This is a genomic window from Ruegeria sp. BC2, from assembly GCF_056539245.1.
In genome coordinates this window covers 1,738,291-1,762,061 of record NZ_JBQFUQ010000001.1, presented here as the reverse complement: position 1 = coordinate 1,762,061, position 23,771 = coordinate 1,738,291, and the positions used below count along the sequence as shown (strand labels likewise).

19 protein-coding genes are annotated in these 23,771 nt (G+C 61.5%); 5 read left to right on the top strand and 14 right to left on the bottom strand.

Annotation, left to right across the window (positions count from 1 at the left end):
- The first annotated feature begins 23 nt into the window (after positions 1–23).
- The gene (locus ACR0CU_RS08750; RefSeq protein ID WP_170446763.1) at positions 24–1,601 is read left to right on the top strand and encodes a bifunctional metallophosphatase/5'-nucleotidase; all 1,578 of its coding nucleotides are present in this window, start codon (positions 24–26) and stop codon (positions 1,599–1,601) included.
- Between the two features lie 63 nt (positions 1,602–1,664).
- On the opposite strand, the gene ACR0CU_RS08745 is transcribed toward ACR0CU_RS08750, so the two are convergent.
- On the bottom strand, positions 1,665–3,317 hold the full coding sequence (locus tag ACR0CU_RS08745; RefSeq protein WP_480642846.1) for a tetratricopeptide repeat-containing sulfotransferase family protein: 1,653 nt from the start codon (positions 3,315–3,317) through the stop codon (positions 1,665–1,667).
- A gap of 55 nt (positions 3,318–3,372) precedes the next feature.
- Here ACR0CU_RS08745 and ACR0CU_RS08740 point away from each other — a divergent pair, with 55 nt between their 5' ends.
- Both ACR0CU_RS08740 and mnmH read left to right on the top strand, forming a co-directional pair.
- On the top strand, positions 3,373–4,041 hold the full coding sequence (locus ACR0CU_RS08740; protein ID WP_170446759.1) for an SOS response-associated peptidase: 669 nt from the start codon (positions 3,373–3,375) through the stop codon (positions 4,039–4,041).
- Between the two features lie 51 nt (positions 4,042–4,092).
- Entirely contained in the window at positions 4,093–5,145 is a 1,053-nt protein-coding gene (gene mnmH / locus ACR0CU_RS08735) for a tRNA 2-selenouridine(34) synthase MnmH (protein ID WP_170446758.1), read from the top strand.
- Here the strand turns inward: mnmH and selD are convergent.
- From selD to ACR0CU_RS08700, 7 genes are read right to left on the bottom strand one after another with little or no spacing between them, the layout of a single operon-like run.
- Positions 5,136–7,295: a selenide, water dikinase SelD gene (selD, locus tag ACR0CU_RS08730; RefSeq protein WP_480642843.1), complete on the bottom strand. Its 2,160-nt coding sequence runs from the start codon at positions 7,293–7,295 to the stop codon at positions 5,136–5,138. The two genes, mnmH and selD, sit on opposite strands and share 10 nt — an antisense overlap.
- A 4-nt stretch (positions 7,296–7,299) precedes the next feature.
- On the bottom strand, positions 7,300–7,686 hold the full coding sequence (locus ACR0CU_RS08725; protein ID WP_170446754.1) for a Na+/H+ antiporter subunit G: 387 nt from the start codon (positions 7,684–7,686) through the stop codon (positions 7,300–7,302).
- A 7-nt stretch (positions 7,687–7,693) separates the two neighbouring features.
- Positions 7,694–7,963: a K+/H+ antiporter subunit F gene (locus ACR0CU_RS08720; protein WP_093962617.1), complete on the bottom strand. Its 270-nt coding sequence runs from the start codon at positions 7,961–7,963 to the stop codon at positions 7,694–7,696.
- On the bottom strand, positions 7,960–8,457 hold the full coding sequence (locus tag ACR0CU_RS08715) for a Na+/H+ antiporter subunit E (RefSeq protein ID WP_170337690.1): 498 nt from the start codon (positions 8,455–8,457) through the stop codon (positions 7,960–7,962). The genes ACR0CU_RS08720 and ACR0CU_RS08715 overlap by 4 nt, the downstream gene beginning before the upstream one ends.
- A complete protein-coding gene (locus ACR0CU_RS08710) occupies positions 8,457–10,013 on the bottom strand; it encodes a monovalent cation/H+ antiporter subunit D (protein ID WP_170446752.1) in 1,557 nt (518 codons plus the stop codon). The genes ACR0CU_RS08715 and ACR0CU_RS08710 overlap by 1 nt, the downstream gene beginning before the upstream one ends.
- Entirely contained in the window at positions 10,010–10,369 is a 360-nt protein-coding gene (locus ACR0CU_RS08705) for a Na+/H+ antiporter subunit C (protein ID WP_170337694.1), read from the bottom strand. The genes ACR0CU_RS08710 and ACR0CU_RS08705 overlap by 4 nt, the downstream gene beginning before the upstream one ends.
- Positions 10,369–13,242, bottom strand: coding sequence for a monovalent cation/H+ antiporter subunit A (locus tag ACR0CU_RS08700; protein ID WP_170446749.1), 2,874 nt, complete (start codon positions 13,240–13,242; stop codon positions 10,369–10,371). The genes ACR0CU_RS08705 and ACR0CU_RS08700 overlap by 1 nt, the downstream gene beginning before the upstream one ends.
- Positions 13,243–13,464: 222 nt before the next feature.
- On the opposite strand from ACR0CU_RS08700, the gene ACR0CU_RS08695 reads away from it, so the two are divergent.
- Both ACR0CU_RS08695 and ACR0CU_RS08690 read left to right on the top strand, forming a co-directional pair.
- Positions 13,465–13,935, top strand: coding sequence for a rhodanese-like domain-containing protein (locus ACR0CU_RS08695; protein WP_480642839.1), 471 nt, complete (start codon positions 13,465–13,467; stop codon positions 13,933–13,935).
- The gene (locus ACR0CU_RS08690) at positions 13,935–14,750 is read left to right on the top strand and encodes a CE1 family esterase (protein WP_480642838.1); all 816 of its coding nucleotides are present in this window, start codon (positions 13,935–13,937) and stop codon (positions 14,748–14,750) included. Before ACR0CU_RS08695 ends, ACR0CU_RS08690 begins: the two co-directional genes overlap by 1 nt.
- On the opposite strand, the gene mdoH is transcribed toward ACR0CU_RS08690, so the two are convergent.
- From mdoH to ACR0CU_RS08660, 6 genes are all read right to left on the bottom strand, one after another.
- Positions 14,751–16,631, bottom strand: a complete 1,881-nt coding sequence (gene mdoH, locus ACR0CU_RS08685) for a glucans biosynthesis glucosyltransferase MdoH (protein ID WP_170338174.1) — start codon at positions 16,629–16,631, stop codon at positions 14,751–14,753. It abuts the gene before it with no gap.
- Positions 16,619–18,118 (bottom strand): OpgD/OpgG family glucan biosynthesis protein, encoded by a 1,500-nt coding sequence (locus ACR0CU_RS08680; protein WP_170443318.1) that lies wholly within the window; start codon positions 18,116–18,118, stop codon positions 16,619–16,621. Before ACR0CU_RS08680 ends, mdoH begins: the two co-directional genes overlap by 13 nt.
- Positions 18,115–19,332 (bottom strand): OpgC family protein, encoded by a 1,218-nt coding sequence (locus ACR0CU_RS08675; protein WP_170446745.1) that lies wholly within the window; start codon positions 19,330–19,332, stop codon positions 18,115–18,117. Before ACR0CU_RS08675 ends, ACR0CU_RS08680 begins: the two co-directional genes overlap by 4 nt.
- A gap of 29 nt (positions 19,333–19,361) precedes the next feature.
- Entirely contained in the window at positions 19,362–20,732 is a 1,371-nt protein-coding gene (locus ACR0CU_RS08670; RefSeq protein ID WP_170446743.1) for a tetratricopeptide repeat protein, read from the bottom strand.
- Between the two features lie 180 nt (positions 20,733–20,912).
- Positions 20,913–22,097 (bottom strand): CaiB/BaiF CoA transferase family protein, encoded by a 1,185-nt coding sequence (locus ACR0CU_RS08665; RefSeq protein WP_170446741.1) that lies wholly within the window; start codon positions 22,095–22,097, stop codon positions 20,913–20,915.
- A complete protein-coding gene (locus ACR0CU_RS08660; protein ID WP_170446739.1) occupies positions 22,084–23,703 on the bottom strand; it encodes a thiamine pyrophosphate-binding protein in 1,620 nt (539 codons plus the stop codon). Before ACR0CU_RS08660 ends, ACR0CU_RS08665 begins: the two co-directional genes overlap by 14 nt.
- Positions 23,704–23,771: the final 68 nt, after the last annotated feature.

Here is a 23,771-nt window from a genome sequence, read left to right as displayed (position 1 = left end):
CAATCAATAACAGGGAGTTTCAAATGATTACCCGTTTCCTGACATCCGTGGCGGCCCTTGGCCTGACTGCAGGCATGGCGGCGGCCGACTACAAGCTGACCATTCTGCACACCAACGACTTCCATTCCCGGTTCGAGCCGATCAACAAATATGACAGCGGCTGTGGCGCCGAGGACAATGCCGAGGGCAAATGCTTTGGCGGTTCGGCGCGTCTGGTGACCGCGGTCAACGACGCCCGCGCGCGGGCCGAAAACTCGATCCTCGTGGACGGCGGCGACCAGTTCCAGGGGTCGTTGTTTTATACCTACTACAAGGGCAAGGTCGCGGCCGAGTTCATGAACAAGCTGGGCTATGATGCGATGACCGTGGGCAACCACGAATTCGATGATGGCCCCGAGGTGCTGGCCGGTTTCGTTGATGCGGTCGAATTTCCGATTCTGATGTCGAATGCGAACATCGAGAACGAGGAGCTTCTGACCGACCGGATCAAGAAATCGACCGTGATCGAAGTGGGTGGAGAGAAGATTGGCCTGATCGGCCTGACCCCCGAAGACACCGACGAGTTGGCTTCACCCGGGCCGAATGTCGTGTTCTCTGATCCTGTTCCGGCGGTTCAGGCCGAGGTGGACAAGCTGACGGCGGAAGGCATCAACAAGATCATCGTGCTCAGCCACTCGGGCTATGGCGTCGACCAGCGGGTCGCGCAGGAAACCACGGGTGTTGACGTGATCGTGGGCGGACACTCGAACACCTACCTGTCGAACACTTCGGACAAGGCCGCCGGGCCGTACCCGACCGTGGTGAACGGGGTGCAGATCGTTCAGGCCTATGCCTACGGCAAGTTCCTGGGCGAGTTGAACGTGACCTTTGATGACGACGGCAACGTGGTCGAGGCGGTCGGTGAACCGCTGATCATGGACAACACCGTAACCGAGGATCAGGCTGCCCTGGATCGCATCGCAGAACTGGCCAAGCCTCTGGACGAGATCCGCAACAAGGTTGTGGCCAATGCTGCAGCTCCGATCGAAGGCGACCGGTCGATCTGCCGCGTGCAGGAATGCGAGATGGGTAACCTGGTGGCCGATGCCATGCTGGCGCGGGTCGCCGATCAGGGCGTTCAGATAGCCATCGCCAACTCGGGTGGCCTGCGTGCCTCGATCGACGCGGGCGACGTGACCATGGGCGAGGTGCTGACTGTTCTGCCCTTCCAGAACACGCTCTCGACCTTCGAGATCAGCGGGCAGGGCATCATCGATGCGCTGGAAAACGGCGTCAGCCAGGTGGAAGAGGTCAAGGGTCGCTTCCCGCAGGTGGCCGGGCTGAAGCTCACCTGGGATCCGTCAGTTGCCCCCAACGAAGGCCGCGTGACCGAGGTCATGGTGGCCGAAGGTGATGGCTATGTGCCGATCGATCCGGCCAAGACCTATCTGGTGGTGACCAACAACTATGTCCGCAACGGTGGCGACGGGTACAAGATGTTCTCTGGCGAGGACAAGAATGCCTACGACTTCGGTCCCGATCTTGCGGATGTGACCGCGGAATACCTTGCGGCCAATGCTCCCTACACGCCCTATCTGGATGGACGTATCCAGCAGAAGTGATTGCTGACACAAAGAAAGAAATGGCCGCATCCAAGGATGCGGCCTTTTTTGTTGGGGTTCGGCTTAATCGAATTCGTATTCGGGCCACAACTCGGGGTCGAAACCGTCCAACATGGGCCGGATATAATCCGCAACCTGACGCCAGCCGCCAACCGATTTGGTCGAGATTTTCTTGCGCACCTGGTCGATACTGGCCGTACGCACCTGTTTCTTGTTTTCTTCCGGGTGCATCATGCTTTCGCGCCATTCGATCCCGCAGAATTCTGCAACCTGCTTGCTGTAGGTCTCAGGGTCGGCCACCAGTTTTTCGTAGGGCACCGTAAGGATGCGATCACCGAAGATGGCATCCCAATGCTGCATGTAGCGGCGATACATGTTGGCCGAGTGCGCGATCGAGTTCAGGTTCGATGCGTACCGCATACCGGCCGCTGGAAAACGCCGGATCCATTTCGATAGGCCGACGTCCCGAGGGTCACGCAGCATGTTGATGATCTTTGCGTTGGGGAAGGCTGCCAAAAGAAAACCAACCCGCTGGTAGTTGTGCGGCATCTTGTCGACGAAAGCGATCGAGCCCTCGGGGATCGGGGGCATCAACTCGCGGAAATGCTTGGCGAACTCCGCGGCTTCTGCGTCCGAGAATGCCTTCTTTTCGTTCGAGTATGGCGCCGAAAGGTCGGACCCGAGGTTCAGCTCTCCACATCCCGCGATGTCGGGGGCGGAACTCAGCATCATTTCCATCAAGGTGGTGCCCGACCGAGGCTGTCCGATCACGAAAATCGGCAGGGGCATTTCCTCGATCCCGGAACTTGGGACCGACGTGCTGTCAGGGAACAGGCCGCAGATGCGGCGTAGTTTGCGCTCTTCTTCTTCGAAATCGTATGGGTTTTCGTCGTGCTGCACCCTGTTTGCGACTGCAAACTGCGCAAGGGCGGCCTCCAGCCCACCGATCTTTGATTGAAGCTGTGCCAGCGTGAACTCCAGAGTCGAATTGGGGTGTTTCCGCTTTGCGATCGCGGCCTCGACCCGGGGCAACAATGCTTCGGCCTGTTCGGTGTCTACCATTGACGACAATTGGAACAACGCCGATGCGTGATACGGATCCTTGTCCAAAACACGCCACAAAAGGTCAGTACAGCCCTTCTTGTCGCCGGCTTGGTGCAGGTCCACTGCTCGGCGGAAGGCGATTTCGATGTTGTCGGGATCCAGCTCGTATGCGCGCGCAATATCGGCCGAGGCCGCATCCACGAAGCCGACGCGCCCATAGGCCCTGCTGCGGGTGGACAGCAGCTTGGGGTTGTCCGGATCGGTCATCAGGCGCTTGGTGGCGTTCTCGATGATGCTGCGCCAGTTCTTGCCCTTAAGCGTGATTTCATCGATCACCCGGACGATCTCGCGGTTGCCGGGCATCTTTTCGGCCATCTTTTCGGCATAGGCCAAGGCGCGCGCGATCTGGCCGGTCTGCATCAGGGCATTCGCGATATTCTCGACGAATTGCGGGTCGTCCGGTTTCAGGCGGGCGGCTTCCTGGAAATGCGGCAGCGATTTCTTGTACTGCTTCATCTCGGTCAGAACGAACCCGGCAATCGCGTGGTAGTCCGCGTCTTTCGGGAATTTCTTGATGCCGAGGGTAGCTTTTTTCAGAGCCTGAGGAAGCTTGCCGGAGTCCAGATCCGCCACCGCCTTGGCCTTGAGGGAATTTGGTGCTTGATTTGTCATCTGACTGCGCGAGACCCTGTGCCTGATTGAAACTTTTGTTGTTGGTTCATTACCCATGTGCGGACGGTTTGCAATAACTCTTCCCAACGATGCCATGGCGCAGCTGTTTGCTGCGCGGCCTTCAAACGCGTTGCCGGCGGTGCCCAACTACAACATCTGCCCGACAAATCAGGTGCATGTCGTGCGCGCCAGAGAGGGAGGGCGGCAGTTGGACCCTCTGCGGTGGGGTTTCTTGCCACATTGGTACAAAACCAAAAACGACGGTCCGCTGCTGATCAACGCCCGCGCCGAAACCCTGGCCCAGAAACCGGCCTTTCGCGCAGCTTGCCGTGATCGGCGCTGTCTGATCGTGGCCACGGGTTTCTACGAATGGACCAAGACCCAAGACGGTGCGCGGCTGCCTTGGTACTTCCACCGCAGCGATGGTGCGCCCATCGCCTTTGCCGGCATCTGGCAGAACTGGGGCGAGGGTGAGGCGCGGCAGGCGACCTGCGCGATCGTCACGACCGCAGCCAACGACAATGTGCGTGCGGTTCATCACCGGATGCCGTTGATCATTGAACCGGCGGATTGGGCCTTGTGGCTGGGCGAGGTCGGCAAGGGGGCAGCCCTCCTGATGAAACCCGGCGCCGAGGATGTGTTGCAGTTTCACAGGGTCGGCACGGTCGTAAACTCCAACCGGGCCAGTGGGCCGGACTTGATCGCGCCCGAAGCCGATGAATGACATCAGCGGGGCCTTCTTTTCTTTTGCCATCCTGCGCGCTAAACCCCTGCCATGGCCCTGAAATTCTCAAACCTGCCGCAGCTGTACGCGCATCCGTTCGATACGATCATCGATGTGCGCAGCCCGGCAGAGTTTGCCGAGGACCATCTGCCCGGCGCCATCAACCTCTCGGTTCTGGACAATGAGGAACGCGCACGTGTCGGCACGATCTACGTTCAGCAGAGCCCGTTTCTGGCGCGCAAGCTGGGGGCTGCGTTGGTATTTCGCAATGCCGCCACCCACATCGAGACGCAACTCAGCCACCACGAGGGCGGTTGGCGACCTCTGGTCTATTGCTGGCGCGGCGGTCAGCGGTCAGGATCCTTCACCTGGATGCTGCAGCAGATCGGCTGGCGAGCCGAGGTGATCGAGGGCGGATACCGCAGCTATCGGCGTCTGGTGAAGCAGTACCTCTACGATGACCCGCTGCCGTTCAAGCTGGTGGCGTTGGATGGCTATACCGGCACTGCAAAAACGGAACTTCTGGCCCAGTTGCAAACGCACGGGGTGCAGGTTCTGGATCTCGAAGCGTTGGCCAATCACCGCGGTTCGCTGCTGGGCGAGCAACCCGGCGGACAACCCAGCCAGAAAGCGTTCGAATCTGCCTTGGCCTCGGCCATGTGTGCGCTTGATCCGGCACGGCCCGTGTTGGTCGAGGCCGAGTCGTCAAAAATCGGTTCGTTGATTTTGCCCCCAGCGGTCTGGCAGAGCCTGTGCCAAGCGCCGCGAATCCTTGTCACGGCAGATATCGAGGCGCGAACGGACTATCTGGTCGCTGCCTATGAAGACATCCTGTCCGATGCCGAGCGTTTGCAGGACCGCCTGTCGCCGCTGCGGTTTCACCGGGGGCATGATGTCGTGGATGCGTGGATGGCTCAGATTGCCGAGGGCAACAAGAAAGCTCTGACGCGTGCCTTGATGGAGCAGCACTATGACCCGGCTTACGAAAAGTCGCGGAAAAACCACCAGTTTGATGTGATTGCGCGCGTGCATGCCGTGTCCTTGACCACGGACGGGCTGGATCAGGTCGCGTCGGAAATCGAAGGGATTGTGGCTCAGCTCTGAAGGCGCAGGCCGGGTGTGTCGCTCAATACACCGATGACTGCAGCCGGGTAACCAGCGGCACGCAAATGGTCGCAGATATTTCGTGCGTCGTCGGCCGAAACGGCAGCCAGCAACCCACCTGCGGTCTGAGGATCGAACAGCAGATCGGCTTTGCCGCCGATTGGAACTTCGGGCGCGATGGAACGATTGTCGTTGAACAAGCTGGACCGGACCCCTTGCTGGCTGAGCTCGAGCGCCCCCTCCATGACCGGGACTGCGTCGAGGTTCAGGACTGCGCCACAGTTGGATGCCTCGCACAGTCCAACGAGATGCCCGGCCAGTCCGAATCCGGTTACGTCGGTCATGGCATGGGCCTGGGCCAGAATGCGCGCGGCGTCACCCTGCGGCCGCGTCATGTGGTCATAGGCGGCCACTACCCACTCGCCGTTGGTTTGCCCAGCCATTTCCGCGGCCATCAGGACTCCGCTGCCAATCGGTTTGGTCAGGATCAACACATCACCGGGCCGCCCGCCCGACAGGGTGATCGGATCAGACTGGCACAAACCCGTGATGGTGAAACCGATGGTAAGCTCATCGCCCATCGAGCTATGGCCGCCGACGATCTCAGCGCCGGCGCTGCGCATGACTTCGGTCGCGGTTGCCATGATTTCAGCCATGGTGCGGTGTTGCAGCTGAGAGGACATGCGCGGCAGGATCAGAGTGGCCGTCGCGGCCTGTGGGGTCGCACCCATCGCCCAGATGTCCCCCAGTGCGTGAATGGCCGCGATGCGGGTCATCAGAACAGGGTCCGAAACGAAGCTGCGCAAATGATCTGACGTCAGCACCTGCCGGACGCCTTCAAAGGTCAACATCGCTGCATCATCCCCGGGCAGGGGCGCGATATCCGGACGGTCGGATCGCGGTACTGCGGACAGCGCGGCCTGCAAGGCGCCGCGACCTACCTTGGCGCCGCAACCGCCGCACATGGGCTTGTCGCCCAGAGCGTCGCGCAGTCCATCCGCATGGTGACGGGGAAGCGCGGGGCCTGGCATCTGGGGCAGCTCACGAAAGCGACGCATGAACTTCTGGTCGATATGGTTTTTCCACCGCCACATCACAGGTCCGCTGAATGACGTCCCAAAGCGCTCGGCCAGTGCCGAGCGTTCCCCCAGCGAGACCAGCTTCAGGTAATCCTTCTGCGGCTTGTACCGGCGCATGGTTCCAGCGCCGAGAGCTGCGCGCAGGTTGTTGAAGAGAACAGGAGCCTCTCGCACGGCAAAGACACCGGCCTTGGGGCGCGGCGTGTCATCCAGATGAGCGCAGTCGCCGACTGCGAAGACCGATGGATCGCTGGACTGCAAATACCCGTTCACTCGGATAAAGCCGTCGTGCAGGTCCAGTCCGGTCTGGCCGATCCAGTCATAGGGACGGGCGCCCGCCGCGCCGGTTGTGAAATCAGCCGTGATGTGACGCCCATCGGTCAGTTGCACGCCTTCGGGTGTGATCTGCGCAATTTCGGCCTGTTCGATGCAATCGATGCCAAGCTGTTCCATCGCCCGCCGAATGGTCTGGGCGGCTTTGGGGTTTATCGCGGTCAGGATATGCGCCTTGTCTATCAGAGTGACCGTTGCTTGCCGACCCTTGGCGCGCAGAGCATGGGCCATGGCCATCGCCAGTTCGACGCCCGCGACGCCGCCGCCAATGACCGCCACCGAAGCAGGGTCGGTTGCCTCTAGATACTGGGCCCATTTTGAGGCAAAGGGACCAAGAGGTTTTGCTGGGATGGCATGTTCCGTGAACCCGGGCAAAGACGGCATATCCGATGTTATTCCGACATTGATCGAGGCGACATCGAAAGCGACATCAGGGTGATCGGCCACATTCACTAGCCGCCGGTTCAGGTCCAGGCCGATCGCGGCACCCAGAATGATCCGGGCCCCCGCAAACCGCGCCAGCCGGATCAGATCGATGTCCAGGTCGCGGCGGGCATAGTGCCCCGCGACATATCCGGGCAACATCCCGGAATAGGGCGCGGTCGGGCCAGGATTGATCACGGTCAACCGCGCGCCGGGCAGGGGGTTCATCCCCCATTTCCGAAGGTAAAGCGCGTGCGTATGACCTCCGCCCACCAGAACCAGATCGCGGGTAAGTGGCAACGAAGGTGTTTTCATGAAGTCAGTTCGCGCTGTGATCCGGGACGTCTTCGACCTGCTCGACCGCGTGGGTGGCCCAAAGCTTGTCTTCGCCCGCGTCCGGCAGATCATCGGGGGCTTCATGGCGGTGAATGTGCCACTTGGCAATGAACAGAGCCGTGATCGGAGCCGTCAGAAACAGGAACAGCGTGATCAGCAGTTCATGCATGGAAAGGCGCTGTTCGATCAGGATCGAATGAAAGATCGAGGCCAGCAACACACCGCCCACGCCCAGCGTGGTGGCTTTGGTCGGGGCGTGCAGCCGCGACATCGGATCCTTCAGCTTGATCATGCCGAATGACCCGACAAAGCCGAAAATCCCTGAAACGATCAGGAAAAATGCAATCAGAAGCTCGAAGATGAATTCCATGGCGGCCTCACTCGATGATGTTGCCGCGCAGCATAAAGCGCGCATAGGCCACGGTCGAAACAAAGCCCAGCATGGCAATGATCATGGCGGCTTCGAAAAAGATCTCGGTGCCCAGATGCAGGCCGTACAGGATCATCAGGGCGATGGTGTTGATCACCATCGTATCAAGGGCGAGCACTCGCGTTCCCACACCGTCGGCGGTGATGATCCGCCACAGGCACATCATGATCGCGGCCCCAAAGCAGGCAAAGGCAAAATAGATTGCATATTCGATCATTCGAAAATCTCCTTCAGGCGGCGCTCGTAACGCTGCTTGATCTGGTCTCGTACCGCGCCCGGATCCGGAGCGTCCAGGCAATGGACCAGCAGACAATGCCCTTGGGCCGAGAGGTCGCAACTGACGGTGCCCGGAGTCATGGTGATAGTTCCAGCCAGTACCGTGATCGCTTCGGGTGTGCGCAGTTCCAGCGGGATCGAGATCCAGTTCGGTTGTCTGTCCGCGTCGCGTTTGAACAGGATGATGCGGGCCACGGTCACGTTGGCCACCACGATGTCCCACAGAACCACGATCATGTACTCAACGACCATGGGCCAGTTCCGCAGGATGGGCCGGTCGGGCCAGTAGGGTTGGGTGATGAAGGGAATGATGATCCCCAGAAGCAATCCAAACACCAACGAGTTCAGCGAGGGCGCGTTGGCCAACAGCACCCAGACCAGAGTCAGCAGGAAGCTCAGATGCGGGTGGGGGAATATCCGGCGCAGCAGTTTCATCAGTCTTCCCTTCCCAATACGGCCGAGATGTACTGTTCCGGCGCGAACAGTTGCGCGGCGGTCTTGCGAGTGTAGTCCAGCGAGGGTCCGGCGAACAGGGTCAGCAGGACGAGGCCCAGAACCACTCCGAACACCGAGGTGAACGCCAGCCCCGGCTGCGGTTCAGGCGCGGGCCGGTGCGGGGGTTCATCATCGTTGGTGGCCTCGGTTTCGGGTTCCGGTTCGATCTGGGTGCTGGCGTCATAGCTTTTCCAGAAGATCAGGGATCCGGCGCGGGCCAGACCTACGATGGTGACGAAGGACCCGATCAGAACGACCGCCCAGACCGCAGTGGCATCCGGCGCATACCAAGACGCATCCAGCACCAGAAGCTTGCCGATGAACCCCGACAAAGGCGGCATGCCCGCCATCGCTATGGCTCCTACGAAGAACAGCGCCGAGATCAGTCCGCTTTGCGGCATCGGCGGGCGGGGCGCAATGGCCCCTCCACGACGTTCCATCACCAGATCGGCCACCAGGAACAGCAGCGCGGTCGCCAAGGTTGAATGGTAGACGTAGTACAGAGCGGCGGCTGTGGCCGTCTCGGTGAACAAGGAAATAGCCACCAGCAGCGTTCCCATCGATGCGATGGCGCAAAACGCAACCATGCGCGCGATGTGCCGCGTGCCCAGAATACCGATCGAGCCGATGGCAAGGGTCACCAGCGCGGCAGGTTGTAGCCAGTCACCAACCAGTCCGTCGGTGACTGCAACATCCGGGCCGAATGCCAAAGTATAGACCCGCAGGATCGAATAGGCCCCCACCTTGGTCATGATCGCAAACAGCGCGGCCACTGGCAGTGGCGCGTTGGCATAGCTGGCCGGCAGCCAGAAATGCAGCGGCAGAACGGCGGCCTTGATGCAGAAGACCAGCAGCAGAAGAACCGCACCCACGCGCAACAGGGCGGTGTCTTCGGCCGGAATTTCCGCGACGCGCACGGCGAGGTCGGCCATGTTCAGGGTACCGGTCACCGAATAGATCGTGCCCAATGCAAACAGGAACAGAGTTGACCCCAAGAGGTTGTAGGTGACGTATTGCACCCCGGCCTTCAGACGTACCGCGCCGCCGCCATGGGTCATCAGGCCGTAGGAGGCGATCAACAGCACCTCGAAAAACACGAACAGGTTGAAAGCGTCCCCCGTCAGGAAGGCGCCGCAGACACCCATAAGCTGGAACTGGAACAACGGGTGAAAGTGATTGCCGCGTTCGTCCCATCCGGACGCGATGGCGTACAGCACGACAGGCAAGGCCAGCAACGCCGTCAGCAACACCATCATCGCGGACAACCGGTCAAGGACCAGAACAATGCCAAACGGGGCCGGCCAATCACCCAGCTCGTAGACATGAATCTCGCCGCCCGCCGCCTGCGCAGTGATGGTCAGCGCGATGCCGAGCAGACCCACCACACCGGCGACTGAAAAGATACGCTGCAGGTCCAGATGGTACCGCAGAACCATGATGATGAAGGGGGCCAGGATCGCGGGCAGGACGATCGGCGCAACGATCCAGTGGTTCATGCGTCTTCTCCTGCGTCATCCACGCTGTCCTGCGCGGCCATGTCTATATGGTCATCCTTCGAAGACAGGTAGGCGCCCAGAGCGATCATCACGATCACAGCTGTCATCCCGAACGAGATTACAATCGCCGTCAGCACAAGGGCCTGCGGCAATGGATCGGTATAGGGGACCTCTTCGTATTTGTTCAGCACCGCCGGCGCGTTCACGGCCAGCCGTCCCGTGGCGAACAGGAACACGTTGACCGCATAGGTCAGCAGAGACAGGCCCAGGATGACCGGAAAGGTCCGACGGCGCAGGATCAGGAAGATCCCTGCGGCGGTCAGGACGCCAACGGCCGATGCGACGAGTGCTTCCATCAGCCCTGCTCCTTCGCTTTGTCTTGTTCTTCGACCAGATCATCCCGCAACGGGTTGATGTCCATCGGGAATTCCTGCGCCATGCCCGGCCGCCACGCGAACCGCGACAGGCTGTCCAAGGCCAACATCACGGCACCCAGAACGGCCAGGAACACGCCTGTGTCGAACAGCATGGCCGTGGCCCATTCGAACTCTTCCAGCGGTGGCCAATGCAGATAGCCGAAATCGCTGGTCAGGAAGGGCCGCTCGTTGAACCAGGCGCCCAGACCCGTGGCCGCAGCGATCAAAACGCCCCAGCCGATTGTGCCATGGTAGTAGAACCGCTGCCGCTCGATCGCCCAGGTATAACCGCTGGCCATGTACTGCATCAGGAAGGCGATCGCGACCACCAGACCGGCGATGAACCCGCCTCCGGGCTGGTTGTGGCCGCGGAAGAAGATGTAGGCGCCTACCATCAGGGCAATCGGCATCATCACACGTGTGGCAACAACCATCATCAGCGGGTGCGAGTCACCTGACTGGGGCCAGTGCGGTTTGCGGTTCAGCAGGTAGGCCCGGACACTGGTGCCCAGCACGGCTTCTGTCAGGGCAAAGATGATAAGGGCCGCGATCCCCAGCACGATGATCTCGCCGAAGGTATCAAATCCCCGGAAGTCCACCAGGATCACGTTGACCACGTTGGTGCCGCCGCCACCTTTGTAGGAATTGGCCAGGTGGAACTCCGAAATCGTCGGGAAGGCGAAATCGCGCAGCATGAGCGCATAGATCAAGCCCCCGGCGCCGATGCCGGCCACCACCGAAATGGCCGCGTCTCGCCAGCGCCGCGCTGCGCTGCTGTCCCATGGGGTCTCGGTCGGCAGGAAGTTCAGCGACAGCAGCAGCAGGATCATCGTGACGACTTCGACCGAGATCTGCGTCAGGGCCAGATCAGGCGCGGACAGATAGTTGAAGGCCATCGACACGATCAGGCCGACGACACCGATCAAAACAAGCGACAGCAACCGGTTGCGGTGGAACCACATGATGCCCATCGTCGCCACGATCAGGCACAGCCAACCGATGATCGGGATGATGGGGGCCTCCAGCGGAACCCGCGTTTCCACGCCAATCGTGCCGGTCGAATAGGCATAGTATCCAAGGCCGACCGTAAAGGCGATCAGGATGATCGCATAGCGGCTGATGACACCGTTGTGCAGCTCGTCCGTGATCCACCGGCTGGCGGCGGTCAATCCGCCGATCACGGCGTCGAAGATGGTCTTGGCCTCGGGGCGGGGCAGGATATTCCAGACCTGCTCGCCGCGGCGGTGCAAAGCCAACAGGAAGAGGCCGCCAAAAGTTGCGACGATCGACATGTACAAGGCAGGCGTGAACCCGTGCCACAGCTTCAGTGAGTAATAGGGCAGCTTCTCGCCGCCGATCACTGCGGAAGACACAACTGCAACCAAGGGGCCGACGATGGCGGCCGAGTTCAGGCCGATCAGCACGACCAGCACGACCAGGAATGCCGGAGCCAGCCACAGCCCCACCGGCGGGTCATGCGGGTGCGCAGGGTAATCCTCGCGTTCAGGGCCCAGGAAGACGTGGGACACGAACCGGAAGGAATATGCGGCAGAGAAGATCGCGGCTACCAGGGCAAGGGCTGGCACCAGATAGTGCGAGTTTCGCCAGACCGTGTGCACGGTTTCTTCCAGCATCATTTCCTTCGACAGGAATCCGTTCAAAGGTGGAATCCCTGCCATGGACAATGCGGCGATTGTTCCAATCGAAAAGGTGATCGGCATCAAATGGCGCAGGCCGCCCAGGCGCTTGATGTCCCGGGTGCCGGTTTCGTGGTCCACGATCCCGGCGGTCATGAACAGGGCGGCCTTGAAGGTGGCGTGGTTGATGATGTGAAAGATGGCGGCCACGACCGCGATCTTGGTGCCAAAGCCCAGCAGCATCGTGACCAGCCCCAGATGCGACACCGTCGAAAAGGCCAGCAACGCCTTGAGGTCATCCTTGAACAGCGCGATCACCGCGCCGATCAGCATGGTCACCAGGCCGGTGGTGGCGACGATGTAGAACCACGCCTCGGTTCCGGCCAGAACCGGCCACATGCGCGCCATCAGAAACAGGCCAGCCTTCACCATCGTGGCCGAGTGCAGATAGGCCGAAACCGGCGTTGGAGCGGCCATTGCATGCGGCAGCCAGAAATGGAACGGGAACTGGGCCGACTTGGTGAAACATCCCAGCAGGATCAGTATCAACGCCGGCAGGTAGTAGGGCGAAGACTGGATCAGTTCGCGGTTCTGGAGGATCACGCTCAGGTCATAGGACCCCACGATATTGCCGAGGATCAGCATCCCCGCGATCATCGCCAGCCCGCCGGACCCGGTGACCGCCAGCGCCATCCGCGCGCCCTGGCGGCCTTCGGGCAGGTGTTTCCAATAGCCGATGAGCAAGAACGAACTGAGCGAGGTCAATTCCCAGAAAACCAGCAAAAGCAGTATGTTGTCGGACAGAACGATACCGACCATCGCGCCCTGGAACAGCAGGAGATAGGTATAGAATTGCCCCATTGGGTCTTCACGCGACAGGTAGAACCGCGCGTACAGGATGATCAGCAGACCAATGCCAAGGATCAGCAGCGCGAACAGAAATCCCAGCCCGTCCAGCATGAAATTGGCATTCAACCCCAGCCCTGGAATCCAGTCGAACCGCGCGGTGACCACCGTGCCGTTCATGACGTCCGGGATATGAATCAGCAGCCCCATCAAGGCCAGAAACGTGGTCAATCCCGCTGCCGACGCGGCTGCGTTGCGCCCGGCGCGGATCAGCAGGGCGGGAAAGACAGCTCCGAGGAAGGGAAGGGCCGCGATAAGGAATAGGGACAACTGCGATACTCCGGGCTGAGCGGTCAGGGTGCTGTTGATTTTGTAAGGATAATTTATTGACTGTCCAGCTATTGCAAGTTTTTCACCTTGCACTACTCCCCGCGAATTTTTGGCCAAAGCCTGCGCGAAAATGACGCGAACTTGATCCGCACCCGGCTTTTCGGCGCAGCGTCGGAGGCGGACCCGTGATAAAACCGGCTTGGAGAAACCGGAGGGTGCACATTGGCGATCACAACCAGGCTCAGCCGCAGAGGCGTGTTCCTTGGGGGCGCGGCCGCTGTTCTCGCGGGTTTTGCGTTCCGTGAATACCGTCTGATCCCCGAAGACTTTTCTGGCGGTAAGTTGACCGTCGCTCAGGCGCATGAAAAGGCTGTTGCGGGGGAAATCCTGTTGCTCGACATCCGGACTCCGCGCGAATGGCGTGCCTCAGGCATCGGGCAGGGCGCTCAACCGCTGGACATGCGCCGTGAAGACTTTCTGGATGCGTTGGATCGCCTGTCCGGCGGTGACAAGGGGCGGCCGATTGCCGTGATCTGCGCCCGTGGTGTGCGGTCAGCGCGGCTGGGCAACAGGTTGACCGAGGCGGGCTACGGCAACATCCTTGACGTGCCCGAAGGGATGCTGGGGTCAGCCGCAGGTCCGGGCTGGGTGCGGGCCGGGCTGCCGGTGCAGGCGTATTCGGAGGGGGCGTGATGAGGCTCAGGGATCTTTTGGCCGTGTTGGTCGCAACCGCCGCAACTCCGGCATTGGCCGCGTGTGGGCAGGATCAGGGTGTTTGCGAGACTGCAACCGGAAGCTATCGCATCGAGCTGCCGGAAGAAACCAACCCGCCATTGGTCGTGTTCCTGCACGGGTATGGCGGCAGCGCGCAGGGAACCATGAAAAACCGCGGCATGGTCGAACCCTTGCTGGCGCGGGGATACGCGGTCATGGCACCCGAGGGGGCCGAGCGCAACGGGCGAAAGAGCTGGAACTTCTATCCGGGGTGGGACGGGCGTGACGAAGCCGCGTTCCTGAAGGAGGTTGTTGCGGATGCGGTCCAACAGTTCGGGGTAGATGACCACCGCGTGGTGCTGGGGGGATTCTCGGCCGGCGGCTTCATGGTGAACTATCTGGCCTGCGCCGATCCCGAGGCATTCTCGGCCTACGTGCCTGTCTCAGGCGGATTCTGGCGTCCGCATCCCGAAAGTTGTGCGGGGCCCGTGCGCCTGTTCCACACACATGGCTGGACCGACAACGTGGTGCCGCTGGAGGGGCGCGCACTGGGCGGCGGTCGGTTCCTTCAGGGCGACATCTTCGCCGGGCTTGAAATCTGGCGGCAGGCCAACGAATGCGCCGACAACCGTCCGGACGGGTTTTCAACGACAGGCCAGTTCATGCGCCGCAAGTGGACCGCCTGTGCTGACGGCAGTGCATTGGAGTTCGCGCTGTTTCCCGGCGGTCATACAGTTCCGCGGGGCTGGGCAGACATGATGCTGGATTGGTACGAAGGGTTGCCCGGCGGGTGATCATTCCGCCGGGGTCATGGTTCCCTTGCCCTCGATCAGGCGTTTCAACTCGTTGCGATGCGAACGTGCCGCCCGCGTGATGGCAGGCTCGTGGAAATCCTCGGGCATGCCGACCATGCGACGCGCTGCTGCCGCAGATACGCCGCTGAGAGCGGAGAGCGGTACCGCAAAGGTCAGGCTGATGGCGATTGGAGCCAACCAGACCGAGACCAACCCGGCCAGGATACCCGCACTCAGCGCGAGGCCGCTGATGGTTTCGAGCGCGTGACACACGATCAGCGTCCGCAACCCATAAGTGCCGCCATCCCGTGCCTGCGGGGTCCAGCCTTTTTGCACACCGAGAAGGGTGCGGAACACGGCGATCATCTGCTGTACCATAAGGATTGGTGCGTACAGGATCGACAGCACGACCTCGAACAGGAATGACGCAAGAAACCGGGTCCGGCCGCCGAAATCTTCATAGCGAACACCGCTGAGGGGCAATGCCAGTGCACCCAGAATCTTGGGGGCCAGTAGCATCGCGTACATGACAAGAATGATCAGAACATGCCGCGTTTCGGTCATTTCCGGCCACTGGGGGAACATCGGATTGTCGGGGCTGAAATAGTGCAGCACCGAAGCATCCTTGCCCTGACCGATCAACGCCCACATGACCAGCAGTGCGAACCACAAGGGTGACATCAGGTATCCGACGGCGCCGTGGAACAGATGAAACCGCGACACGGCCCGAAACCCGGTCGAGCCCAGCAGTCGCAGATGCTGCAGGTTGCCCTGGCACCAGCGGCGGTCGCGTAGGGCGTGGTCGATCAATGTCGGCGGTGTTTCCTCGTACGAGCCTCGGATGCGCGGCAGAAAGCGAACGCCCCAACCGGCGCGGCGCAGCAACCCGGCCTCGACGAAGTCGTGGCTCATGATCAGTTGTTCCTGGCCCGAGAGCGAGCGCAGCTTGGGCAGACCCGCACAGGTCGCAAAGGCCTTGGTGCGGATGATGGCGTTGTGGCCCCAATAGTTGCCTTCCTGGCCACACCAACGGGACAGGCCCTCGGCGAACGCGATGCCGTACACACCATTGGCGAACTGCTGCATCCGGGCAAAGACGGACTGGGCACCGATCAGTTGCGGATAGCTTTGGATCAGGCCGGCGCCGGGATCGCGGGCCAGCGCGTCGGTCAGCCGCGCGATCGCGCGCCCGGTCATCAGACTGTCGGCGTCCAGAACCAGCATTGCATCCCAAGCGCCACCCCAGCGGCTGACCCAATCAGCAATATTGCCGACCTTGCGGTCCGTATTCTGTTCTCTGCGTCGGTAATACAGCTCAAGCCCCGGGGCGAGCGTGGTACGCAGCGCCTCGATGCTGGCCTGTTCCTGGGCCGCGATTTCCGGATCGCGGGTGTCGGACAGGATGAACATCGCATAGTGATGCTTGCCCCCTCGGGCGCGCAGTTCTTCGAGCATCGTGCGGGCATTGCCCAACACGTTCCACGGCACTTCGTTGTAGACGGGCATCAGCAAAGCGACCCGCAGTGGCTGCGCACGACCCTGCCGTACCGGACGCTCTTGCCGGGCCAGAGAGACCATGCCCAGTAGGACGGTGCAGACCGTGAAGGAAATCCAGAAGAAATTGAACGAAATCAATGCCAAAAGGATGGCTTCGACCACGTTTATCCCTTCGGCGTCGAACCAGTCCGCCATGACCCACAACAAAGCAACCGAGGCGGCCATGGCAGGGGAAAACGCCAATGCGCGCCAAAGGCCAGCCGACGACCGGCGGGCATCCGCAGGTGCTTGGGCGTCCCGAAACCCGGCGCCAAAGTCCTGCTCCGGCATTGCCAGCGGTGCCTCGGGCGGCATGATTTTCAGGTCCGGGATTATGCTGTCCATCTGTACATCCAGACTTCCGAGGCGGGCTCGTCACCCAGCCTCAGTTGCGCGCGCAATTCTACGTGGTCGCGGTCGCCGGGTTGAAACGAAAAGGCCAGACGCAAACCGCCCGTATCCGGGTTGCGTTGCAGAACCCCGTCCGAGGTTTCCGCATGAGGCGACTGCACGAACACGCTGAGGACGTCCGGATCGTCGAACAACTCGCTGGCTTCGAAGTCGATCACCGCAAGCCGTCCTTCGCCGAAAGTGTTCTCGCCCATTGCGGTGTTGATCACCCGCGGCATGGCGGTCCGCTGAGGTTCCTCGCCCCAGATCAGGCGGTACGACAAGTCGAGCTGAGCACCGGCAGCGACCGGTTCCGCAGGACGCCAATAGGCGACAATGTTGTCGTAGATCTCCTGATCGGCCGGAATTTCGACCAGAGTGACCGTACCTTTACCCCAATCGCCCATCGGCTCGACCCAAAGCCCGGGGCGCTTGTGGTATTGCGCCTCGAGGTCGGCATAGTCGGAAAACGCGCGTTTGCGCTGCATCAGTCCGAACCCGCGCGGATTCATGTCGACGAATGAGGACACCTGCAATCGCTTGGGATTGGCGAGCGGGCGCCAAATCACTTCTCCCGCCCCGTTTCGGATCATCAGCCCGTCGCTGTCGTGCACGGCCGGACGGAAATCGTCGAACCGGTTGTGATTGGTCTGATCGAACAGGAACATCGACGTCCCCGGAGCGATCCCGACATGGGGAAGTTCTTCCCGAGCAAACAAGGTTGCCTGCACCTCCATGATGCAGTCGGCGCCGGCCGTGATGTCGAACCGGTAGGCGCCGGTCACGCTGGGGCTGTCCATCAGGGCGTGAACGATCATGTTGCGCTGGCCGGGCTTTGGGCGCTCCAGCCAAAACCGGATGAAATCCGGAAATTCTTCGCCCTCGGGATCCCCGGTTTTCAGTGCAAGACCACGGGCTGACAGACCATAAACCTCGTGAAGGCCGATGGCACGGAAATAGCTGGCTCCCTGAAAGACGCAGAACTCGTCCGTCTTGCCAGGGCGATGCATCTCGGTGCGCAGCCGGAAACCCGAAAAACCCAGCGTTTCGTCTACTGGCAGATCGGGGACGTCCTCGGCCCGGTCGAACATCTCGAGGTCGAAGGCAACCGGCGCGGTCATCCCGTTCTCAACCGCCGAGACCTGAACGGTTCGCGGAAAGTAGAGGCCGGGGGTGAAGAAATCGACGTTGAACGGCGTATCGGTCCCGTACCAGAGCGCACGGTCCAGCCGGAAACGGATGGAGCGGTACTGCTCGTAAGTGAGGTCCTGCCACGCCTGCGGAACGGTTTCGCGCGCCTCGTAGGGGCGGCTGGCCAGATCGCGGGCAAGGGCGATGATGTCGGCCCGGTCGAATGGCACCTCGCCACCGGTGGCAAAGGTGGCCGGGGCGAAGGCCAGCGCCGTAGTCGACGCAAGGAATGCACGACGCGTGAACTTCATGACTTCGATTTCCATGGGTGTGATTTGAACCAAGCGGCCAGATAAGCCACGCCGATGATCAATGCAAATCCAATTAGATTTGCGGCCAGAACGGTGGCAAAATCCCGCCCAAATTCGTCGAGGAAAACGCCGATAAGTCGTGCTGCTGCCATGGAAAATACAAAAACCGCCAAGGACTGCTGGCCCACTTTGGTGATCTGCTTCAGGATCCATCGCCACAGCTGCGCGCCCATCGTGTTGCCGGTGGCGATCAGGCGATGCCCATGTTGCCCAGCAGCCACCCATCCCAGGTAGGCCAGCGACAGGAAGTGCATGTACCGGAACAGACCGAAATCAGTTTTTTCGCGCAGTTCGCTTGTCAGGGGCCAGACCTTTCGGATGTTTTCGGCAAGATCCGGGGCGGCCGCCTGGACCCACAAGAACACTTTCCACGATCCGAATGGGGCCGAGAGGACAAGGAACAATGCCGCGGCCCAGATCAGCGTCTTGGAAACCGGCGGCGCAGGGATCCAGCCTCGCATGAATGCAAAGCCGGTGAAAAACAGCAACTGCCATCCAAACGGGTTGAAGAACCACTGGCGGTCCGACCACGGTTCGGCCGGAAGCGCCAACATATCGGTCTGCGCCACCAGCCAGATCGCGACCGAGACCAACCCGACCGCCCAGATGCTGAGGCGCGACAGGCCCATGAACATCGGCATCATTGCCAGAACGACCAGGTACATCGGCAGGATGTCGAAATAGTTCGGCACATAGGTCAGGGTGAACAGCCCCACCATCTGTGGCATCGGGTCGTTGAAGAAATGCTGCAGGTTCAATCCCGAGACATAGCTTTTGTCGAAGGCTCCGGACAGATCCAGCGCCGCCATGGACATGGCGACAAAGAAAAACAGGCAGATATGGGCCCAGTAGACCTGCCAGATGCGGAAGCTGACCCGGGCGGTCCCCATCCACCAGCCCTTGCGCTCAAACGCGCCGCCAAAGGCGATCGCCGAAGCCATGCCCGAGCAGAAAACAAAGATTTCAGTCGCGTCCGAGAATCCGAACCGGGCCGGGATCCATCTGGCCCAAGGGTCGTTCGGGATGTGCGCGATCAGGATGATGAACATCGCAATACCGCGATAGAAATCCAGCCGCGGGTCGCGGGTTGTGGCAGCAGGGGCGGAGGATGCCGCCACCGGTGCAAAATCAGAAGCGGGCGATGCTGTCGCCATTCGTTTCTCTGTCCTTTGTGGTCGTCTTGTTATTCAGCCGGTACGCTTTGCACACCGGATTGGTCGCGGGCCGAACTGATCAGAGCGCGGCGCGCGAGGGCGTAATTGTCTTCGGTGCCGGACCGTTTGGCCTTGCGGTCGTCCAAAATGCGCTCGACATCGTCGAGGCGTCCGGCACGCAGGCCGGAATCGATTGTAATGCGTTCAAAAACATCCCTCTGGGCGTGACTGCCGCCGGCCAATTGCATCGAATTTCGCGCATTTGCAAGATGCTCGAAGGCTTGAAGATAATTGCCTTTTCCAAATGCCTCGAGGCCAATGGCAGCGGCCAAGCCCGGGTCGGCCATGCGACGTGCCGTGTCGGTTGCGGGCTGTTGCGAGTCCTTGTGAATGCGGGCCAGCAACTTGGCGGTCGAGTCGGGCCTGTTGTCACCAGTCAATGCCAGAAGGTAATGCAGATCAGCGAAGATCAGACAGCCGTCTTCGGTGCGGGCGGCGCTCAGGTCGGCCAGTTCTTCCCATCGGGTGCCAATGTCCACGCCTTCAAGCTCGAGCCGCGACAACAGCGAGGTCGCATTCGAAATATCGCGATAGTCATCTGTCTTGTCCTGGCGAATCTCGTGGTCGTACAGATCAAGCACCTGGTCGATCTGACCCAGATCCAGATGCATCAACGCTTTGTGCCACCACACGTGATACCGGAAGTTGTTGCAGTGGGACCAGGCAGCCTCGCGCCCGGCCAGCCAGTCCAGACCGGATTGCGCATTGCCCGTCATTTCGTGCACGTGGGCGACTGCGTGCAGGCCCCACGCGTCGTCCGAAACCATCCACAGAGCCTGCCGCCCTGCGATTTCGGCCTTTTCATAGGCACCGGTTTCTTCCAACGCAAAGGAATGGCACCCAAGCAGGTATCCACGACCGGGGTGATCAGGCGCATAAGCTGGCAGAACCCGTTCGATCGAGCGTCGCATCCCTGCGGAGTCGCCCAACACGAAACGGGTCGCGTGGCTGAGTTTCATGGCCAGCGTGTCATCGGGGTGGCTGCGCAGAATTGCCTCGAAGGTTTGCACGGCGCGGGTGGGCTGGCCTGCCAGCCAGTGATCCAGGGCCTCAAGATACAGTGTCTCGCGGGCCGAAATCGGCTGCTCAGCGGCCGCACTCTTTGCGGCAGCGGCGGCCTGATGGGCGACCTCCATCATTTCCCTGCGCCCCAACAGAACCATGAACAGCCCCTTGATGGCATGCCCAAGCGCAAAGCCCGGTTCAAGCTCAAGCACCTTGCCCAGATGCTGAGGTGTGACGGCTGCGTGCGCCATGAAACCAAGCAGAACACCATTCCACGCTTCGGCGCTGTCCGGGTGGGTCAGGGTGTTCATCTGTCCGAAAACATCTTGCTGCATGCTTGGGTCCAATCTGGTTGCAAAAACTCACACTCTTGGACTTAGCAGAGTGTGCAGACGGGACGTAACAGTATCGGGCCTGCTCTCGAATTGGTGAAAGCTTGTGTTCGCAAAAAGCGAAAAAAATCGCCGATTCAATGACATGTTTCAGCGACTTGCCGCCGAAAAAGGCAGAGTGTTTCAATCCTCGAAGGGGTTTTCCGCGTTCAGAACCGCTTGCGTGTCAGCGCCGAACTCGGGCGGAGCAGAGCGGTAGGTCACCGGGCTGCGGGACAACTTCAATGGATTCCCGATCAGCCGCACCGGGCCGGGCCGGGCTGGCATATCCACTTGCATCCCCCGCGCCGCCACCTGATCCGAGGCAAAGACCTGATCCAGCGTCTGAACCGGCCCGACCGGCACTTTCAGCGCCTCGAGGCCATCGATGACGGCCTTGGTCTCCAGCCGCTGTAGCGCGGGCCGCAGAACGGCGTTCAATGCGTCGCGGTGTTCCAGCCGGGCCGGGTTGGTGGCGAACCGCGTATCGTCGGGCAGGTGACCCAGCTTCAGAAAGCCGCAGAAACGCCGGAACTGGCTGTCATTTCCCACGGCCAGAATGACGTGTCCTTCGGCGGTTTCATAAACATCATAGGGCACGATGTTGGGGTGCCCATTCCCGCGCCGCTGTGGAACCTGGCCCGAGGTCAGATAGTTCACGCCCTCGTTGATCAGCCATGCGATCTGGCTGTCGACCAGTGCGATGTCGATCTGCTGGCCTTCGCCGGTCTGATCCCGGTGGCGCAGCGCCGCCAGAATGCCGACGGTCGCGTACATGCCGCACATCACGTCGGCGATGCCCACGCCGACTTTCATAGGGGCTCCATCCGGTTCGCCCGTCAGCGACATGATCCCGCCATAGCCCTGCGCCATCAGGTCATAGCCCGGCTTGGCCGCGTTCGGGCCGGTCTGGCCGTAGCCCGAGATCGAACAGTAGATAAGCCCCGGAAAGTCCCGCGAGAGGGTTTCATGGTCCAGCCCGTATTTGGCCAGCCCGCCGGGTTTGAAATTCTCGATGAGGATGTCAGCATGAGAGGCCAGCCGCCGGATCTGTGCCTGCCCCTCGGGCGTTGCGATGTCGATGGCGACGGACTTCTTGTTGCGGTTCGCAGCCATGAAATAGGCGCTCAGATCGGTCGGGTTGCCATCCGCATCGGTGACATAGGGCGGCCCCCATTGGCGGGTGTCATCGCCCCCGGTGGCCGGGTTTTCCACCTTGATCACGCTGGCGCCCAGATCGGCCAGCAGCTGCGTGCAGGTCGGCCCGGCCAGAATGCGCGACAGATCCAGAACCTTGACGCCCTTCAGCGGCCCTTCAGATGCGGCCATCATAGCCTCCGCGGTCGATCTCGGCTGCGATCACCGTGAACGTGTCGGCGGCCATCGCGGCCTGCAGCGCCGCGCGCAGTTCAGCGCGGTTGCGCACGGTGTGGCCGTTGCCGCCGAACGCCCGGCCCATCGCGGCATAGTCATGCCGGTCGAAATCGACTCCCCGGTTGCCCATCTGGCGCTGGCGCTGTTTCAGCTCGATCAGGGCCAGGCTGGCATCGACAAAGACCAGAAAGATCGGGTTTCCTCCCATTTCCGCGGCGGTCGATAACTCACCGGCTACCATCAGGAATCCGGCATCGCCGGAAAAGCTGATGACCGGGCGGTCGGGTTCGGCCAGTTTCAGGCCGATCGCCATCGGAACGGCGCAGCCCATCGTGCACAGCGCCGAAGACTGGATCAGGCCGCGCGCCTCGGAGCATTGCCACATCTGGCTGAGAAGGATGCGGTGCGCGCCGCTGTCGGCGGTGGCCAGTGTTTCGGGGGGCAGGGTATCGCGGGCCTCGGCGATCACGGCGGCGGGGCCCCAGTCGTCATCGGTGGGAAAGGCCGCGGCCAAGGCGGCCTTGACCTGCGCCGGTTGGCCTTGGGGCCAGGTCGGTTGGGCGGGGTTGCCCTTGGCGATCGCCTCGAGCGTGGCGCCGGTATCGGCCACCAGGTTCAGCCCCGCCTGGTGCATGTAGTGGTCATTCACCACGGCCGAGATGTCGATCACGCGTTTCTTGTCCGGGTCCCAGATCTCGCGCCAGCCGGGGCGCATTTCGATGGGGTCATAGCCCAGGCACAGGATCAGGTCGGCCTGTTCGACCAGCGGCACAAGCTGCGTGTCGGCCAAGGGCGACAGCCCCGCGCCCCCCAGGCACAGCGGGTGATCCTCGGGCACCACGCCCTTGGCCTTGTAGGTCGTGACGAACGGGATGCCGAAATGTTCCAGAAACGCCCGCACCACGCTGCGCGAGTCGTCATACAGCACGTCCAGCCCGATGATCGCCAGCGGACGCTCGGCCTCGGCGACCCATCGGCGGGCCTTCTCCAGGCATGTGCCCTCGGGCGCGACGCGGGCGGCCCGGGTCAGCCGTCGGCGCTTGGCGACCGACACCCGTGTATCGGCGACCGAGATCGGCACGTCGATATGCACCGGCCCGGGGCGTGGCTGCGTGGCCAGCGACACGGCCTTGTCGGCGATGATGTCGGCGCCCTTGGCCGTCAGGGTGAACGTACCCTTGGTGATCGAGCGATAGACCTGCGCATGATCCATGACCTGATGGGTGTAAGTCAGCGCCTCGTCGGCATCGACGCAGCCAGTCAGCACGATCATCGGCACCCGGTCCTGCAGCGCGTTGGCCACGACATTGATGCCGTTCATGGCCCCAGGACCCAGAGTCGCCACCAGAACCGCCGGCGCGCCGTCGCGGTGGTGCACCGCCTCGGCCATGAAACCGGCCGAGTTTTCGTGCTTGGTCAGGTGAAAGGTGATCCCGGCCTGTTCCAGCGCATCGACCAGGGTCAACACCTCGCCCCCGGGCATGCCGAATGCGTGGCGGCACCCGGCCTCGTACAGCCGTTGCGCCAGAAGGTCCGCAGCGCGGGGGGACAGGTCCTGCATCGAACAAGCTCCGTAAGTTCCGTTGCGCAGCAGATTGCGGAGGTTCCGGGCCGGTGCAAGCCGCATCA